This is a genomic window from Pseudoalteromonas luteoviolacea NCIMB 1944, assembly GCF_001625565.1.
In the GTDB taxonomy this organism is placed as follows: domain Bacteria; phylum Pseudomonadota; class Gammaproteobacteria; order Enterobacterales; family Alteromonadaceae; genus Pseudoalteromonas; species Pseudoalteromonas luteoviolacea_F.
Genome location: NZ_AUXS01000013.1, coordinates 18,588 through 35,471, shown reverse-complemented (window position 1 = coordinate 35,471; position 16,884 = coordinate 18,588). Strand labels below are relative to the sequence as shown.

Here is a 16,884-nt window from a genome sequence, read left to right as displayed (position 1 = left end):
CATCTATCAGTCAAGCAACAAGTCAATGCTTTCATGGGAAAAAGTTGATTTATTCAGAAATTTTCAGCAAATATTGCATTTTTGCATTACTGTGGTAAAGAACTCGTAATTTTAACAGTTATATGTGTATACTTTGAAAAGCAGCTAGATGACGAGGTGAAAGTATGGCGGGTGTGTTAGCTTCAGTTGATCAACGCACACAGTTGGTGGGTGAAAACCGACTTGAATTATTGCTATTTCATTTACACAGTAGACACCTGTTTGCATTGAACGTTTTTAAAGTTAAAGAAGTTGTCAAACTACCTCACCTGAACAAAATGCCCAATGCGCATCCCAAAGTGGCAGGGGTAACCAATATTCGCGGTGAGTCGATCCCAGTTATCGATTTGCGCCAAGCCATTTGTATGCCTCCCACAGAGTATGACGATGACAGCAACTTGGTTATCACCGAATACAATCGTACCGTCCAAGCCTTTTTAGTTGGCAAAGTTGATCACATCGTAAATACGACTTGGTCAGATATTATGCCAACCCCGAAATCAGTTGGCCGCAATCATTACCTGACAGCATTAACGAAAGTACAGCGAGATGGGGCTGAGCACATCGTCGAAATTATTGACGTTGAAAAAGTTTTGGCAGAAATAATAGATTACGATGTCGAGATCCCAGATGGGGTGCTAGACAACACCATTTTGAGTGAGTTTAAGGGGCGCAAAATCCTCCATGCAGATGACTCCCCCACAGCACGGCGTCAAGTATCTGATACGCTTGCCCAAATTGGTATTGAAATCATTCCCGCAACTGACGGTCAAGAAGCCTTAAACCTGCTCAAGCACTGGGCTGATGAAGGCATCGATGTTAACAAAGAACTCATGGCAGTCATCACAGATGCTGAGATGCCTGTGATGGATGGCTATCGGCTCACCTATGAAATTCGCAACGACGAGCGGCTCAAAGACCTGTATGTCATATTGAATACTTCATTGAGCGGCAGCTTCAACCAAGCCATGGTTGAAAAGGTCGGGTGTAATGCATTCCTGTCCAAGTTTCAGCCCGATTTATTAGTCCAAGAAATGCAAAAACGGTTAAAAGAGATTTTAGGCTAAAAAACTGTATAAAAAGACAGTAAATAAAAAATTAAATCTCTTTTAAATTCAACAAAATAACTAACACCCTTATCAAATTACACTTTGAAAACTGGGCTTTAAATAAGACGCTAGGTATACTTTGCCCTCACTTTTCGAATTAGGCGCAAAGATGGACGTATCTGAATTACTTGATGGCTTAAATGACAAGCAGCGTGAAGCGGTTGCTGCACCACTGAGCAATATGCTTATTCTGGCGGGTGCAGGCTCCGGTAAAACTCGGGTGTTAGTGCACCGAATCGCGTGGCTTATGCAGGTAGAACACGCCTCCCCCTACAGCATTTTTGCCGTGACTTTTACCAATAAAGCCGCCAAAGAGATGCGTTCACGTGTCGAAGAAACACTACAAAGCCCAGTCGGCGGCATGTGGATTGGCACTTTCCACGGCTTGTCTCATCGAATTCTGCGCGCCCATCACCGCGAAGCAAACTTGCCAGAGTCATTCCAAATATTGGACTCAGATGATCAACAGCGCATGATCAGACGCTTACTCAAAGCCATGAACATTGATGAGAAGAAGTGGCCTGCAAAACAGCTGAGCTGGTATATCAGCGCGCGAAAAGATGAAGGTTTACGTCCCAAAGATATCCAAGCTTATGATGCCAGTGAACAGCTTATGCTCAATGTTTATACCGCCTATCAAGAAGCTTGCGATAGAGCTGGTTTAGTTGATTTTGCGGAGATATTGCTGCGTTGCTATGAATTGCTACAGCAGCAACCCACCTTACTACGCCACTACCAACAGCGCTTTAAACATATGCTGGTAGACGAATTTCAAGATACAAACAGCATTCAATATCAATGGCTGCGTTTACTTGCCGGTGGCGATAACAACATCATGATCGTTGGTGACGACGATCAAAGTATTTATGGATGGCGTGGCGCAAAAATCGAAAATATTAAACGCTTCTTAAAAGACTTTGATGCCGATACAATTCGCCTTGAGCAAAACTACCGTTCCACGGGTACGATTTTGAAAGCATCCAATGCCCTCATTCAAAATAACTCCGAGCGTATGGGTAAGAGCCTTTGGACGGACGGCACCCAAGGTGAACCTATCTCAATTTATGCCGCTTTCAACGAATTAGACGAAGCACGCTTCACCATAGGTAAAATTAAGTCCTGGCTGCAAGATGGTAACGCGCTGACAGACTGTGCCATTTTATACCGAAACAACGCCCAATCTCGTGTACTGGAAGAGGCACTTCTGCAAGAGGGACTCAAATACCGTATTTATGGCGGCATGCGCTTCTTCGAGCGACAAGAAATCAAAGACGCCCTGTCATATTTGCGTCTGATCAGCAATCGCAATGACGATGCCGCCTTTGAGCGTGTTATTAATACACCTGCGCGTGGGATTGGTGACAAAACTTTGAGCCATATTCGCGACTGCGCTCGCAATGAGTCTCTACCTCTGTGGTATGCTGCCAAAGCGGTTATTGAGCAAAAACACTTAGCTGGACGCGCTGCAACGGCCGTAACACGCTTTATTGAATTGATAGAACAACTCGATGAAAAACTGGTCGAGTTGGAACTCGCTGAGCAAGCAAAAACCACCATAGAGCACTCTGGGCTATTGGCCATGTATCAAGCAGAAAAAGGCGAAAAGGGCCGCGCACGCGTGGAAAACTTGGAAGAATTGATCAATGCCTGTGGTCAGTTTGAGTTACCTATTGAAGAAGAGTTTACGTCACCATTGCAAGGTTTCTTGGCTTATACCTCACTGGAGTCTGGCGAAGGGCAAGCCGACGAGCACGAAGATGCGGTACAGATGATGACGCTGCACTCAGCTAAGGGCCTTGAGTTCCCGCTGGTATTTATGGTGGGGGTAGAAGAAGGCATGTTCCCATCGCAACAAAGCCACGAAGAATCTGGCCGTTTAGAGGAAGAGCGTCGCCTATGTTATGTTGGCATGACACGTGCGATGCAAAAGCTTTATATCAGTCACGCCGAAAGCCGCCGCCTTTATGGCCAGGAAAAGTATCATAGCCCCTCTCGATTCTTACGTGAATTGCCTGAAGACTGCACTGAAGAGATCCGCATTAAAACCCAAGTATCCAGACCCGCTACCACTAATCGCTTCAGCGCCTCGGTCAGCCATGCAGCATTTGAAGACAGTGACTTCAACTTAGGGCAACGTGTGCTACACGCAAAGTTTGGCGCAGGTACCGTGCTCAATTACGAAGGGGTTGGTGCGCAATCCCGTATACAGGTCAATTTTGACGATGTGGGTACTAAGTGGCTGGTAACGGCTTATGCAAGACTGCAAGCCATTTAGTTTAAAACCCCAATTGGCGGGGTTAAGATCAGCAAGGCACCGTCAATTGCTGCTGTTGTGTGGCAGCAGGGATTGGGGGGTGCGTTGCTTTTTGCAGCTTGCTCAATCCGCTGAGCAATTGATACTCAGCGATGATACCAGTTGGCATGGGGCCATATGGCCACAACACTTGCACCAAATACTTGGTCAAGAGTTCGAGTTTGTTCTGTATGATGGCTACAGCGGTATCGTTCCCAACAAACTGGCAGCTTGCACAGGCACAGTCAAAGCAGGCGGACTACTTGTATTATTGCTACCGGAATTATCAGCACTTTCAACATGGTGCGATCCAGCACTAGCACGCTGGCTATCTGAAGGTGAACAAGCACACCAGAGTCCCTTTTTGACACGCTTAGCACACCATTTGCAGCGGCAGCAGTGCTGGCTGCTCAGCGAACAGGGTGGACCCAAATTACCCACCACCTACAGTGCCTCGTGTCAGACACTGAACTTAACATCACAATCTCAAGCTGTCAGCCAAATAGTCACCCATTTACAACAACATCCAGACACCCCCGTCTTATTGAGTGCAGACAGGGGTCGAGGCAAGTCAGCCGCGCTCGGATTGATAGCAGCACAGTTTGCTGGCAAAAATATCGTTTTATGTGCCCAGCAGCGCCGTGCAGTGCAAAATGGCTTCCTCCACTTTTGCAATGCACTTGAATTGGCGCCACCTGAGATAAATCAAAACCAAGTCAGTACGCTGAGCTATATTCCACCTGATATCGTGTTGGCCACACAGCCTGAAATCGATATTTTGTTGGTTGATGAAGCGGCGGCCATTCCCGTGCCTATCCTAAAACAGTTGTTGGCTCACTACCCCAGAGTGATTTTTGCGAGTACCTTGGTTGGCTACGAAGGCAATGGCCGCGGTTATACATTGCGCTTTCAAGACTACCTAAAAGCTCAACACCCTGACTATTTAGATCGGCATTTGGCTGACCCCATACGTTACGCCCATGGCGACCCGTTAGAGCAACATATGCGCCAATTGCTGGCGCTCGACTGTCAGTATGCAACCCTTTCACCTCAGTTAGATCAAATTGACTACCTCAACGTCGACAGCCAAGAGTTAATTCAAAATGAGGCATTGCTAGAGCAAGTCTTTGCACTGCTTGTATTGGCCCACTATCAAACCTCAGTTAATGATCTGCGACAGCTGCTCGACAGCCCAAGTAATCGCTTATTTGTGGCCTTTCAAAATAACCACCCAGTCGCAGTTTGCTTGGTGAATTTAGAAGGCGCTCTTGATCGCGACTTGGCCACCCAAATTGCATTGGGAGCTCGACGGCCGGCAGGTCATTTAATGGCGCAACAACTGAGCCAACTATTGGGTAACAGTGAGTTTTGCACTCGTCGAGGCGCACGTATTGCACGTATCGCTGTGGCACCATCCCACCAAAAGCACGGTATTGGCAGTGCCTTGATCCGCTTTTCTATGCACCAACTTGCCGATAAAGTCAGTTATTTTGGCAGTAGTTTTGGCGCGCAAGCGAATTTACTCGATTTTTGGCAAAACTTAGGGTTTAAGCCGTTAAAGCTCGGCTTCAAACAAGATAAAGCCAGTGGTGAATTTGCGGTCTTGGTGGTCCATAAAGATAGCCAAATCGACATCAGGCTAGAACAGAGTACATTTGCAGATCAGCTGTATTTTGCGCTCAGTGGATTATATGCACAACTTCCTTGGCAACTGGTATGCAGCTTTCTCAGCTCTGCACCAAACAAGGGTCTCAGTGACTCGCAGCTCAAACACCTCACCTACCTGAAATCTAAACTTGCCAATGAGCAACAAATTGCGCCGTTCATAGAGCAGATCATAAAATCACAACCTAGCATCATAAATTCCTTGTCAAAGATTGCCCAACAATATGTAATTCTACTATTATTACAGCGACATCAGCCAAAAGAATTACCCCAAAAACTAAGGTTGCAATCTAAGAAACAAGTACAACAGGTCTATCAGTCACTGTTATCGGAAGTTTATGCTGAAATTATTTCTAAAAGCGATCCTCACTAGCACAGCTCTATTACAATCATGGTTGTGTTTTGCGACCTCCCCTAATACAACAATAAAACTGGGAATGAGTGTCGCTTTGAGCGGTCCAGCGAGTCATATTGGCCAACAGCTTAAACAAGGCCATGAACTCTACTTCAATTATGCCAATCGGGAAAAACGACCTGGCCAGCCGCATATTAAATTACTGGTTTTAGATGACGGATATGAACCAAGTCGTGCTGTCGATAATACGCACTATCTAATAAAACACCAAAACGTTGATGCCCTCATTGGGAACATGGGCACGCCCACTACCCATGCTATTAAAGACATATTAAAAAAGCACCAACTGCCGTTATTAATGCCTTATACTGGCGCTGAGTTTTTATATCAAAATCCAGGGTTTCCGATCTTCAAACTTCGGGCGAGCTATTTGGATGAAGCCAAGGATCAAGTGAAATATCTTGTCGAAGAGTTAGGACACAAAAACATAGCCCTTTTTATTCAAGCGGACGAATTTGGTCTAACGCTAGAAAAAAGCCATCGTCAAGCGCTCAAAAACCAAGGGATTGAGCCTGTCGTGATTGCGCGCTTTAGACGCAATACCAATGATGTTGCCAAAGCCCTAACACAGATATTAACCACCCAAGTCACAGCCATTGCAATGATAGGTACTTATGAACCATTATCTGCATTCATTAACCAAGCCTATAGAGCTGGCTTTAGAGGCTCCTATACCAGCGTTTCATTCGTCTCTTCAGCATCCCTGTTCGAGCATATCACCGTACCTGCCAATATAATGGTCACCGAAGTGCTGCCTGATCCTCAAACCTGCCAAGGCCAAATCTGTGCGTTATTTCGCGCACAAGCCACCGCACACGCCAAACCCATCAGCTACCAATCTTTCGAAGGGTTTGTAAATGCTTACTTGTTTACCACTGCCTTGCAATACTGTAAGCAAACTCAATTATCAGACTGCATAAGCACTGCTATTGATCGCACATTAAAGACCGACCCGGCGCTGCAAACCCTTCTCAAATTACCACAAAAAAACACGTCTCAAAGGCAGGTATATAGGTCTTATTTGAAATATTGATCTATGCTTAGCTCATGCAACTATTGTTTGAGGCGAACATGGACCTGATTAACTTTCGAGTAGGAAAAAAAACAATATCACTCAAAATTTTAGATATCCTATTAACTGAGCGCTACGAGGGCAATCTCACATCACTGCCAAATGACAACCCAAGCTTTTTAGGTGTCAAAGACTATATGGGCACACCCACTCCCATTTTTGATTTGGGCCTAATCTTAAATAACAAGTCATCATATGAAACCAACCAGTCTTTGGTTGAACTGTTACAACAAAAAGAGCAGGACCAAAAAGCATGGCTAGCAGAACTTGAACTCAGTGTGCACAATGACGTTCCATTCACCAAAGCCAGAGACCCCAAACAATCAGAGTTTGGCATGTGGCTGTATAGCTTTAAAACAGACAATGAAGATTTAAAAGCTATTTTGGCGCGTTTTGAAGAACCTCATTCTAGGCTGCACACTGTAGCAGATGAAATATTATCTCTGTGCAGCAAAGGTAATAAGGAACAAGCAATTGCTCTGTTAGACAAAGAGAAGCTCACCACCTTTACAAAGTTGATTCGGTTGTTTGAGTCCGCAAGGGATCAAATCATACTCGACCACAAACCAATCATCGTCTTTACCACCGAAAATGGACAACAACCGCATATTGGCTTACTTGTCGATAGAGTTGAAGATAACATTCACTGTGAAGCGTCAGATATCAAACCACTACATGAAATGACCAATGTTGGTTTTGATATTGATCCGCAAACCAAGAAAATGATGAAGGGATTGATAAAACAAGGGGATAATCACAGTTTGGTGTTAGATCCAAGCGCGATTTTTAGGCCAGAACATCTACAAGGCTATGCGCCAGAAGAAACCGAAGAGTACGGTTTGTTTTAAAGCAATTAGCTTAAAAACAAAAAACGCCGCTACAGAGCGGCGTTTTTTTATAGTATTAGCAATTAAGCTTTTGCTTGACGGCTTGCGCGCTTACGCTCGCTTTCAGTCAATAGCTTCTTACGAATACGGATGCTTTCAGGCGTTACTTCTACCAGCTCGTCATCATCGATGAACTCAAGCGCTTGCTCAAGTGTCATAACGATAGGTGGTACAAGGTTTTGCGCTTCATCAGTACCTGATGCACGAACGTTAGTTAGCTGCTTACCTTTAAGCGCGTTAACTGTTAGGTCGTTATCACGTGCGTGAATACCGATGATCATGCCTTCGTATACTTCAACACCGTGACCGATGAATAGCTTACCACGGTCTTGTAGGTTGAATAGTGCGTTAGTCAGTGCTTTACCTGCCGCGTTTGCGATAAGTACACCGTTCTTACGCTGACCAATGTTACCGCCTTTGTGTGGGCCGTAATGATCAAACGTGTGGTACATTAGACCAGAACCAGACGTCAGCGTCATAAAATCAGTTTGGAAACCGATAAGACCACGAGAAGGCATCATGAAGTCCATACGGATACGGCCTTTGCCATCTGGTGCCATGTCAGTCATTTCCGCTTTACGAAGACCAAGTTGTTCCATGATAGAACCTTGGTGCTCTTCTTCGACGTCAACTGTTACCGTTTCGTACGGTTCTTCTAACTGACCGTCTACTTCACGAAGAATTACTTCTGGACGAGATACAGCTAGCTCGTAACCTTCACGACGCATGTTTTCGATTAGGATACCTAGGTGAAGTTCACCACGACCTGATACGCGGAAGCTATCTGGGTTGTCAGTTTCTTCAACACGCAGTGCTACGTTGTGTACAAGCTCAGCTTGAAGACGCTCAAGGATATTACGTGATGTTACGAACTTACCTTCTTGGCCTGAGAACGGAGACGTGTTTACTGAGAACGTCATCGTTACTGTTGGCTCGTCAACAGACAGTGCAGGTAGCGCTTCAACTGCGTTTACATCACATACAGTATCAGAGATCTTAAGTTCACCTAGACCTGTGATCGCAATGATATCGCCCGCTTGCGCTTCTTGCGCTTCATGACGGTCAAGACCTAAATAAGTCAGTACTTGGCCAACTTTACCGTTACGTGTTTTACCATCAGCGCCAACAATCGTTACCTGCTGATTTACTTTAACAGTACCGCGCTTGATACGACCAACACCGATTACACCGATGTAAGAGTTGTAGTCTAGCTGAGAGATCTGCATTTGGAAGTCGCCAGCTGGATCTGCGTCTGGCTGTTCTACCTGCTCTACAATCGCTTCAAACATAGGTTGCATGTTGTCAGACGGCTCGTCTAAATCAAGCGTTGCCCAACCGTTGATTGCTGATGCATAGATAACTTGGAAGTCAAGCTGCTCGTCTGTTGCACCTAGGTTATCGAATAGGTCAAATACCTGATCCATTACCCAGTCAGGACGTGCGCCTGGCTTGTCAATTTTGTTGATAACAACAATAGGCTTAAGGCCAAGAGCAAATGCTTTTTGCGTTACGAAACGCGTCTGAGGCATAGGGCCTTCTTGTGCATCTACTAGTAGAAGTACAGAATCAACCATTGATAGTACACGTTCTACTTCACCACCAAAGTCGGCGTGTCCCGGGGTGTCTACGATATTGATGTGGTAGTCGTTCCACTCAATGGCGGTGTTTTTCGCCAAGATTGTGATACCACGCTCTTTCTCAATATCATTTGAATCCATTACACGCTCTTCGTTGCCACCGCGTGTCTCTAACGTGCCAGACTGTTCTAGCAGCTTATCGACTAGGGTAGTTTTACCATGGTCAACGTGTGCGATAATCGCAATATTTCTTAACTTTTCAATGCTCATTACTGTTACTCAGAGAAGTTGGCCTTCAGTGATCCTAGTCGATCCACGCAAAATTGCGCACCTAAGATACCGTTCCACAATTAAAGGTCGCGTATTATCCCCTAATAATGTGACAGATGAAAGTTTATCCAGAGGATTTTTTTCCCCTTTACCGCAATTTACCGCCGAAATCAGATACTTTTTTGTCTATTGTTTGTTCCTGTACAAAGTACTAAACTGCCTGATAAGCCCATAGCAAAATGGGTAGTAAGAAAAACAAAGGAACGAAACATGAAATCACAGTCTTTAATTCTGATTGTGGAAGATAATCGCGAAGTCAGGCTCGCAGCGCGGTTTGTCTTGGAAGATTTTGGCTATCAAGTCGAAGAAGTGGAAAACCCCGTACAGGCACATGAGTTTCTCCACCATACCCAGCCAGCCTTGATCATGCTCGACATGAATTTTGATTTGGACTCCACTTCGGGTGAAGAAGGATTGCGATTTTTGCGCAACCTAAAAAGAGATGAAATCGATATCCCTGTCATTGCGATAACAGCCTGGTCAAACACCGATTTAGTAGTGCAGGCAATGCAACTTGGGGCCGTCGACTTTATTGAAAAGCCTTGGCAAAACCAGCGCCTCGAGCAAGTGATTCAGCAGCAATTAAAAATTTCTGGACTGCAAAAAAACAACACCGCCCTCAAACAAGTACTCAAACCCAATTGCGATAAGCCCATATGGCAAAGCGCCGTCATGCAACACCTGATGGCACAGCTCAGCGCTGTGGCCCAAACCGATGCAAATATTCTTATCACTGGCGAGAATGGCGTAGGAAAAAGTCATATTGCGACTTGGATCCACAATCAATCGCAGCGCAATACACACCCATTTATTTCACTCAATATGGCTGCAATTCCAGAACAATTATTTGAAAGCGAATTATTTGGTCACGTCAAAGGCGCATTTACTGATGCAAAATCAGAACGTGTTGGTCGTTTTGCATTGGCACATCAAGGCACCTTATTTTTAGATGAAATAGGCACCTTACCACTGGCTCAACAAGCAAAATTACTCCGGGTGCTTGAAACTGGTGAATTTGAAATGGTGGGGTCAAGCAAAACCCTTACCAGCGATGTTCGGCTTATCAGCGCAACCAATGCGGAGTTTGAGCAACTCATCGCGAAGAATGAGTTTCGACAAGACTTGTATTATCGTCTCAATACATTCGCATTTACTATCCCCGCTTTACGTGAACGTATTGATGATATCGTGCCACTTGCCGAACACTTTTTAACTAGCCACGGTGCCAAATATAACAAGCCAAATCTCACTATCGGGCCCTGTGCTAAGCAAGCATTAATGCGATATGGCTGGCCCGGCAATACGCGAGAGTTAAGTCACTTAATGGAAAGGGCTGTATTGCTCTGCCAAAACAGTGTCATTCTCGCCAATGATTTACACCTGCCCCATGCTCAAGGAAATAAGCTCACAGATACATTGCCAGAGATGACGCTAGAACAAGCTGAAAAACACCTTATTGTGCAAGCTCTGAATAAATTCGACGGCAATAAAAACAAAGCGGCACAACAGCTTGGGATCACGAAACAGGCGCTGTATCGGCGGTTAGAAAAATATGCATTGGAAGAATAATAGCCTCGAAGGATTTTGGAAAAGACAGTGCCTACTGCTAATCCTAATACAAATAAGCTTGCTCACAATTTGCTGGCAGTTTGGTCTGGTTCAGGAAAAACCGCTTTTAAACATTGTAACCATAAGCTGCTTGGTAACTTGGGTCGGTGTAACTATTTGGACATTTTACCGTATTGTCACACAAGTCAAATCCTCTTATTTACGCAGCACAATCCAGTTGGAGTCATGTCGAAAGCAAGACTTTAGCCAACAGGCAAAAGCCCGTTTCCCTACCGGGGTAGTCGGTCAATTCCACCACCAGCTAAACAAACTAAGTGATGACTTACTTTCAACAAAAGAAAGTGAAGACAAAGATTCAATACTACTTCTTCGCTTGGTCAAACAGCTAAACACCCCTATTTTAGTGTTTGACGAACGCTTACAATTAAGTTTTGGCAACCAGGCCTGCAGCGCGTTATTTGATAAGCCTTGGCAAACACTGCGTTTTACAACTGCCGCACGACTTGGCTTGGATCACCAGCCCGATTGGCACTTTAAAGATGAGAAACATCAGCAAAGATGGCAAGTACGCCATAGTAACTTCAACCACAACGGACATACCTATCACTTGCTGGTCATGACAGATATCCAAATTGCATTAAGAGAGCAAGAGCTCAAAGCTTGGCAAAGATTGATCCGGGTCATAAGTCATGAAATCCGCAACTCCTTAACGCCCGTCAGTACAATGCTAGAGAGACTCAAACACAGAGCAACAAGCGAACGCGATAGCGCCGCTTTCGAGGTAATTGTAGAACGCTGCGAACACCTAGCTGAGTTTGTCAAAAGGTACGCGCAGCTACAGCAAAGTGTCACTGTCAAAGCCTATGAGCAGCCTTTTGAGCAGGTATGCACGGAGCTCACCTCCTTATTTCCTCAAGCACATTGGCAACTAGAAGGTCAACATTTACCATTGCATTGCGATGCAACACTACTTAAACAAGTACTTATCAATTTAACCAAAAATGCTTTGGAAGCCTGTACAGATCGGCCCCAGCTGACCCTGTCACTGAAGCTTAAAAACCACTCTGCGACGATAAGCCTCACTGACAATGGCCATGGCCTAAGCAATCCAGATAACCTATTCGTTCCCTTTTATTCCACAAAAGATCGCGGTGAAGGTATTGGTTTGATGTTGTGCCAACACCTCACAGAGCAAATGAATGGCCAGTTACAGTTAATAAATCGAGCCGATGGACACCGTGGTGCCTGCGCGGTGATCTCATTGACGCAACCTACCCCTTGAGTGTCCGAATTTAATATAGTGAGGTCCGGTTTCGGACTTCACTGTTTTAAAATAAGAGAACAAAAACACAAAAATAGAATAAAATCAAAGCATTAAAGTTTGGCATATGGCTTGCTCAATCCTTTACATCATCAATAAATCATAAAGATAAATATGGACGTCGTTAGATCAAAAACAGTAACGCCAAAACACTCTCTTAAGAGAAAAATTACGGCACTAGTTGTCTGTACCGCTGTGCTAGGCGGTGTATTTCACTTCACTTCATCATCTAGTTCCACCAGCTTACAACAGAGCGGCTTAATTATCGCGACGGTACAACGGGGTGATTTGGCTATCCAAGTTGATGGATATGGCGTACTGCGTTCCAATCAGCAAAAGCTGTTAACTGCACAAAGTAGTGCCACTGTCAGCGAAATACTACTGCGCCCTGGAGCGGTTGTATCATCCGACTCTGTGATCTTAAGAATGCAAGATCCCGACCTCAAACAGTCGATCGAAACTGCTCGTATGGCACTGCAAGAGCAAGAAGCCAATTTACGTCGTCAAAAACTCGCCAACCAACGGGAGCGCCTCTCTGAAAAAGCCACTCAAGCACAGCTTGAGAGTGAGTACCAATCGCTGGTATTACGCCGCCAAGCACAGCAAGTGCTGCGTGACCAAGGCGTAATACCTGCTATAGATGTGCAAACCGCAGAGCTAGAAGAGCAACAGCTAGGTGCGCGCGCCGAATTGCAGCGTCAGCGTATAACTCAGCTTGATCAACTACATCAAGAGGATATTGAAATCTCTCAGCAACAAGTGAATCAAGCGCGCTCTAACTTAGCCAGATTGGAGCAACGCGCTCAGCAACTGGAAGTCACAGCGGGGATCAGCGGCACCATCCAACGCCTAGCTGTTGAGCTTGGACAAAGTGTGTCTGCTGGTCAAGAACTGGCACAGGTAGGGAGTAATTCGGACTTACAAGCGCTGATCCGCGTACCGCAGTCAAAAGCAGAGCAAATCAAAGTCGGACAATCAGCAACTATCGATACTCGCCGTGAACGTGTTCCAGCCACCGTGACTCGCATCACGCCACAAGTTCAAGATGGCACCATCGAGGTTGAGCTGTCATTTTCCGAGGGCGTACCTGAGTCTGCAAGACCAGAATTAAGCGTAGAAGCCGAGATCCTCACCAACCAATTAAATAATGCTTTATATGTAGAACGTCCAGCTAATAAGCAAGCCCATAGTGCGGCAGAGTTATACGTAATCCAAGGCGAGCAAGCCGTTGCAACCACAGTACGATTTGGCGCAGACGCAGGTCGACACTTGCAAGTTTTAGAAGGTGCGCAGGAAAACCAACGAGTCATTCTCTCAGACATGACACAACACAGTGAACATAAAACCATCACACTACTTTGAACCCGATAACAAAAATAAAAAGCAAGGAATTAGACATGAAAGAAAGTGTATTAACAATGTCAGGTGTAACCAAAGTATTCTGCACCGAAGAAATGGAAACCCATGCACTTAGAGGCATAGATTTGACCATTTATCGCGGTGACTTTGTGTCAATCTGTGGCCCCTCTGGCTGCGGTAAATCAACTTTACTGTCCATTTTAGGGCTACTGGATATGCCCAGCTCAGGGAAGTATCAAATTGAGGGCGAAGAGGTCAGCCAGCTTACTTTGGCACAATCAGCTTATATTCGTAATGAAAAAATCGGTTTTATATTCCAGTCATTTAACCTGATTGATGAACTGACAGTCTACGACAATGTAGCGCTGCCACTGAGGTATCGAAAAGAGCCGTTGCCAGAACAGCAAATCAAGCAAGCAGTGGAAACTTGCCTAGCTAAAGTCGACATGAGCCATCGTGCCAGCCACAAACCCAATCAACTTTCCGGAGGCCAACAACAACGTATCGCCATTGCCAGAGCACTGGTTGGTCAGCCGAGCATGTTGTTAGTCGATGAGCCAACAGGAAACCTAGATTCAATCAACGGCGATGCGGTGATGGCCATGTTGCAACAGCTCAATGCTGAAGGCACCACCTTGTGCATGGTGACACATGATCCGCGCTATGCCGACATGGCTACTCGGCAGTTACATTTGCTCGATGGCAAAATCATCGATAGCGAAGAGCATAGCGACACTAAGCTTGCGTTTGAAATTCCACTAGCACAGTAAGTAGGTGCCATTATGTTGAAACACAATTTATTAATCGCTATCAAAAGCCTAGCACGAGTTAAGAGCTATGCACTTACCATCATCATGACCTTAGGCGTCACTTTAGGTGTGATGGTGGCTATGTATAACTTGAACTACCAAATCATTGCCGCCCCGCTGCCTTACCCTGATCAGGATAGGCTGATCCTAGTGCAAGGTCAGCTACTCGCTGACGGTGAAGTAAAGCGTGAAAATTACCTGCCCTTTCTCGGCGCAATTGAAGCCTATAAAGATCAACACCCTGGGATCGAGACTTTCGCGCTACACAATATCAGCATAGATGTTGAACAAAGCTTGCCAAACAGTCCAACCTTTAATACTGGCGCCATCACACCCGAGTTTATGCAGATCATCGACGCACCGCTGGCACTAGGGCGTCACTTTACAAAAGATGAAGGACTCGACAGCAATCAGCCTGTTGCCATTATCTCATATGATGTCTGGCAAACTCACTTCGGTGGCAGTAGTGAAGTGCTATACCGTTCTGTGACTTTCAAAGGCATCAGCTTTATCATCGTTGGCGTGACTGCAGAACACTTCGCTGAGCCTGTATTGGCAACCCCCACTTGGCGCACCGATGTGTGGTTCCCTTATGACTATCGCGATACTCCAGATCCAGTTTGGACATTTTCCTCCAATCAGGTGCACTTGGTAGGTAAACTAGCCAAAGATGCAGATATCAACCGTACTCAGCTAGCACTCAATAATTGGGTGATGGCACGCTATCCAGCAGCGGTTGCGGATGATCCCACTGTAGCAAATACCGAAGTTAAATGGCGTTTTACAACGTATAAAGAGCGCATTATTGGCGATGCAGGCAATACCAGTATCATGATGTTAGCAGGCAGTGTGGTGCTACTTCTTATCGCCCTCAGTAACATAGGTAACCTCGTCTTATCTCGTGCTGTTGAGCAACAACGCGCTTTTGCTATTCAAGCAGCACTGGGCGCACAACCTCACCACTTATTCAAACAAGTACTGGTTGAATTATCCTTGCTATTCGCTGCCGCACTCATTGTTGCCACCGGTATTGTAAGCCTTATTTTGGGCTTATTAAAAGCTGGATATGCAGGTCCACTTGCACGTTTAGATGAACTCAGCCTCAACATGAACACAGTGCTATTTGCGATTGTTTTAACACTCATTCTTAATTTCGCGCTCGCTTGGGTGGTCAGCAAGCAACTGAATTACAATGCCATTATTGGTGCATTGCAAAGCAGTGGCAAGGGTTCTGGCGTACAAGTCTCTAAGCGTACGCGCCAAGTACTGGTATCAATGCAGGTATTTTTTTGCATCTCATTGCTGGTGTTATGTGTGAGTATTTTCAAACAAAGCTGGGCACAGCTCACAGCACCAACTCATATCAATACTGAAAATACTGCACAGATCGCTTTAAACGTTGGCACCTTGCTCACTGACATGTCGCCGGAACAGCGCGCCACACTTGTGCTAGACGCGACAGAGCAACTTAATCAACACAGTGACGTTGTGCGTGCAGGTGTTGGGAGTTATCCACCTATCTCTTATTGGTTAGAACAGTTCTCCTCATATCATTCGCAATTAGAGCCCGGGATGGATAAGCCTATCGTGACACACAAGCGCGTTTGGGGTACACGCGGCTATTTTGAAACATTCGGCCTAACTTTAACGCAGGGGCGACACTTTACTGACGCTGAAGCCAGAGATAGAGCACCTGTTGTGATCATCAACGAATTTATGGCGAATATGATCAAAGCCTCTGGAAAAGAGCCGATTGGCGCTAAATTGTATGCACGCAACTCAAATGAACCCATCACCGTGGTGGGTATCGTAGGTGATTTGAATTTGCCAAACCAACCTCCAATCTCTAGGACCTATCGTCCTCGCGTAAATACTGGATACCCTATTATCGTGGTCGAAACAAAGCCCAATGTGCAACTAACTCGACAAAGCATCAATGATTTGCTGGCGCAAGTACACTCACAAATACGCGTTTATGACTTACAAACCACGGAGCAAATTTTGTCCTCACACCTCAAATCACAGCGTGTCGCTAGCATCTTTACTATTGTGCTCTCAGCCGTGGCGGTGATTTTAGCAGGTATTGGGATTTACGGCGTATTTAGCTATGCAATTGCCCTAAGGCGTTATGAGCTCGGTATTAGAATGTCAATTGGTGCAACGCCTTTGGCCATTTTCAAATTGGTACTTGCAGAAAACATGCTGCCATTTTTAATCGCAGCCACTTCGGCTACCTGTGCTTTACTTATCAGCTACTTTAGCGCAGCTTCAACGCCTATTATGCAAATGATGACTGTATGGAGTTGGTTTATCCCGGTCGCTCTAATAGCAAGTCTAGTCATTGGTATCACCTTGCTATCAACCTGGAAAATCATTCGCCGACCGGCACAGTATGCATTAAAAGGGGCCTAATTATGGTTCAAACCAGCCGCCAGCCCA

At 45.4% G+C, this 16,884-nt stretch carries 11 protein-coding genes; 10 read left to right on the top strand and 1 reads right to left on the bottom strand.

Annotation, left to right across the window (positions count from 1 at the left end; all coding sequences use genetic code 11):
* Positions 1-164: 164 nt before the first annotated feature.
* From N483_RS02065 to N483_RS02045, 5 genes are all read left to right on the top strand, one after another.
* The gene (locus N483_RS02065; protein WP_023398464.1) at positions 165-1,106 is read left to right on the top strand and encodes a chemotaxis protein CheV; all 942 of its coding nucleotides are present in this window, start codon (positions 165-167) and stop codon (positions 1,104-1,106) included.
* 151 nt (positions 1,107-1,257) lie between these two features.
* Positions 1,258-3,423, top strand: a complete 2,166-nt coding sequence (gene uvrD, locus N483_RS02060) for a DNA helicase II (RefSeq protein WP_023398465.1) — start codon at positions 1,258-1,260, stop codon at positions 3,421-3,423.
* Positions 3,401-5,479, top strand: coding sequence for a GNAT family N-acetyltransferase (locus tag N483_RS02055; protein ID WP_023398466.1), 2,079 nt, complete (start codon positions 3,401-3,403; stop codon positions 5,477-5,479). The genes uvrD and N483_RS02055 overlap by 23 nt, the downstream gene beginning before the upstream one ends.
* Positions 5,445-6,554, top strand: a complete 1,110-nt coding sequence (locus N483_RS02050) for an ABC transporter substrate-binding protein (RefSeq protein ID WP_023398467.1) — start codon at positions 5,445-5,447, stop codon at positions 6,552-6,554. Before N483_RS02055 ends, N483_RS02050 begins: the two co-directional genes overlap by 35 nt.
* Positions 6,555-6,592: 38 nt before the next feature.
* On the top strand, positions 6,593-7,441 hold the full coding sequence (locus tag N483_RS02045; RefSeq protein ID WP_023398468.1) for a chemotaxis signal transduction protein: 849 nt from the start codon (positions 6,593-6,595) through the stop codon (positions 7,439-7,441).
* 62 nt (positions 7,442-7,503) lie between these two features.
* Here N483_RS02045 and typA read toward each other — a convergent pair whose 3' ends face one another.
* Positions 7,504-9,327, bottom strand: a complete 1,824-nt coding sequence (typA, locus tag N483_RS02040; protein WP_023398469.1) for a translational GTPase TypA — start codon at positions 9,325-9,327, stop codon at positions 7,504-7,506.
* 270 nt (positions 9,328-9,597) lie between these two features.
* Between typA and N483_RS02035 the strand changes: the two genes are divergently transcribed.
* From N483_RS02035 to N483_RS02015, 5 genes are all read left to right on the top strand, one after another.
* On the top strand, positions 9,598-10,956 hold the full coding sequence (locus N483_RS02035; RefSeq protein ID WP_023398470.1) for a sigma-54-dependent transcriptional regulator: 1,359 nt from the start codon (positions 9,598-9,600) through the stop codon (positions 10,954-10,956).
* Positions 10,940-12,238, top strand: coding sequence for a sensor histidine kinase (locus tag N483_RS02030; RefSeq protein ID WP_023398471.1), 1,299 nt, complete (start codon positions 10,940-10,942; stop codon positions 12,236-12,238). Before N483_RS02035 ends, N483_RS02030 begins: the two co-directional genes overlap by 17 nt.
* 153 nt (positions 12,239-12,391) lie before the next feature.
* Positions 12,392-13,639 carry an HlyD family secretion protein gene (locus tag N483_RS02025; protein WP_023398472.1) on the top strand — a complete coding sequence of 416 codons (1,248 nt, stop codon included), beginning with the start codon at positions 12,392-12,394 and terminating at the stop codon, positions 13,637-13,639.
* A 35-nt stretch (positions 13,640-13,674) separates the two neighbouring features.
* Positions 13,675-14,406, top strand: a complete 732-nt coding sequence (locus tag N483_RS02020) for an ABC transporter ATP-binding protein (RefSeq protein ID WP_023398473.1) — start codon at positions 13,675-13,677, stop codon at positions 14,404-14,406.
* Between the two features lie 12 nt (positions 14,407-14,418).
* Positions 14,419-16,857 (top strand): ABC transporter permease, encoded by a 2,439-nt coding sequence (locus tag N483_RS02015; RefSeq protein ID WP_023398474.1) that lies wholly within the window; start codon positions 14,419-14,421, stop codon positions 16,855-16,857.
* Positions 16,858-16,884: the final 27 nt, after the last annotated feature.